This window comes from Mesorhizobium sp. M7A.F.Ca.CA.002.15.2.1 (genome assembly GCF_003998715.1).
In the GTDB taxonomy this organism is placed as follows: Bacteria; Pseudomonadota; Alphaproteobacteria; order Rhizobiales; family Rhizobiaceae; genus Mesorhizobium; species Mesorhizobium ciceri.
The window spans coordinates 1-1,256 of the sequence record NZ_RZPI01001014.1 but is presented as its reverse complement, the minus strand read 5'-3'; the positions used below and the strand labels follow the sequence as shown (position 1 = coordinate 1,256).

Annotated in this window: 4 protein-coding genes; 1 reads left to right on the top strand and 3 read right to left on the bottom strand. The window is 60.6% G+C overall.

Going from position 1 to position 1,256, the window contains the following annotated elements; translation table 11 throughout:
- The coding region (locus tag ENZ74_RS32125) for an NAD(P)/FAD-dependent oxidoreductase (RefSeq protein ID WP_164761420.1) at nucleotides 1-66 on the top strand (66 nt) is incomplete at its 5' end.
- A gap of 2 nt (nucleotides 67-68) precedes the next feature.
- Here ENZ74_RS32125 and ENZ74_RS32120 read toward each other — a convergent pair.
- The 3 genes from ENZ74_RS32120 to ENZ74_RS32110 all read right to left on the bottom strand — a co-directional run.
- Nucleotides 69-476, bottom strand: a complete 408-nt coding sequence (locus ENZ74_RS32120; RefSeq protein WP_063168198.1) for a DUF1801 domain-containing protein — start codon at nucleotides 474-476, stop codon at nucleotides 69-71.
- A 40-nt stretch (nucleotides 477-516) separates the two neighbouring features.
- The gene (locus ENZ74_RS32115; protein ID WP_063168197.1) at nucleotides 517-909 is read right to left on the bottom strand and encodes a VOC family protein; all 393 of its coding nucleotides are present in this window, start codon (nucleotides 907-909) and stop codon (nucleotides 517-519) included.
- Between the two features lie 39 nt (nucleotides 910-948).
- Nucleotides 949-1,256 (bottom strand): DUF1801 domain-containing protein (locus ENZ74_RS32110; RefSeq protein WP_127313301.1); only part of this gene is annotated, 308 nt, incomplete at its 5' end.

Here is a 1,256-nt window from a genome sequence, read left to right as displayed (position 1 = left end):
TGGCTGGGCGGTTATAATTTCCAGTGGGCATGGTCGTCTGGCTGGGTGGCAGGCCAGGCAGCATAGACTTACTTCCGTGGCTTCGCCCCAGTAGCTGCCGGCGCCTTTTTCTTCTTTTTGGCCTTGTTGTAATCGATGGCGGCACGGACGAGCTCTTTCAAAGCGCTCTCATTGAGCCTGTCGCCCTTGAACACATCGATAGCCCGCCACACCTTGCCGCCAAAACCATTGTTGAACAGCCTGTCGGGATCCGGCAGGCTGGCGCCATGGGAAAAGGTCAGCTTCACCTTGTCCTTGTGGGCGTTGCCGACCACGATGTTGCCGTCGAAGCACCATACCGGGCTGCCCATCCACTTCCACTCCTCGATGATGTCCGGGTCGGCTGCAAGGATGGTCTTGCGGATGTCGGCGAGCGTCTCGCCGCGCCAGTCCGAGAGACCGGCGATCAACTGGTCGATCTGTTGCGAGGGGGTCATTTGGTGTCTCCTGTGCGTCGACGCGTTCAACCGCTGCCTGTCACCAGCGCGCCAGTTGGGTGATCTGAACGAGGTTGCCGCAGCTGTCGTTCAGCTGGGCGATGGTTGAACCGGTCACCTCGGTCGGCGGCACGGTGAACGCGCCACCCTTCGCCTTGATGCGCTCGTAGTCGCCCTTGACGTCGTCGGTGAAGAACATGACCGCAGGCTGACCCTGCTGGAAGATGGCTTCCTGATAGGCCTTGGCGGCCGGGTTGTCGTTGAGCGCGAGCTGCAGTTCGGTTCCATCAGGCTCTTCAGCCGAGGTCACTGTCAGCCAGCGATAGGGCCCGTTGCTGAAATCGGCCTTCTTGGTGAAGCCCAGCACGTCGGTGTAGAAGCGCAATGCGTTTTCCTGGTTGTCCACATACACGCTGGTCAGCTTGATCTTCATCGCTCTTTCTCCTCTGTCGTATTCTTGCGTCTGTGGCCGCTACGGGGTCCAGCCGGGCAGGGCGGCGGCCTGCTTGATCCATTCCGCCATTTGCGCCTCGTCGAACCGGTCTTCGCGGATGTCGATCCAGCGCACATCCTTGCTCTTGGCCGTGCCGCCTGGTGGGATCGGTTGCAATGAGATGCCACTGAAAAAGGTCATCTTCACATAGTGGGTGAATACATGGAAACTCGCGAACCAGCCCTGGCCTTCGATGCCGTAGAAGGGTGAGTTCCATCGCACGGCCTTGCGGACGTCAGGCACGTTGCCCACGATGAGCGCGTCGAGGCGCTCGCCCAGGCCGCGCT

Excerpts from the sequence above, each read along its gene's own strand:
- ENZ74_RS32120 (WP_063168198.1), bottom strand. The coding sequence starts at position 476 with ATGACCCCCTCGCAACAGATCGACCAGTTGATCGCCGGTCTCTCGGAC.
- ENZ74_RS32115 (WP_063168197.1), bottom strand. The coding sequence starts at position 909 with ATGAAGATCAAGCTGACCAGCGTGTATGTGGACAACCAGGAAAACGCA.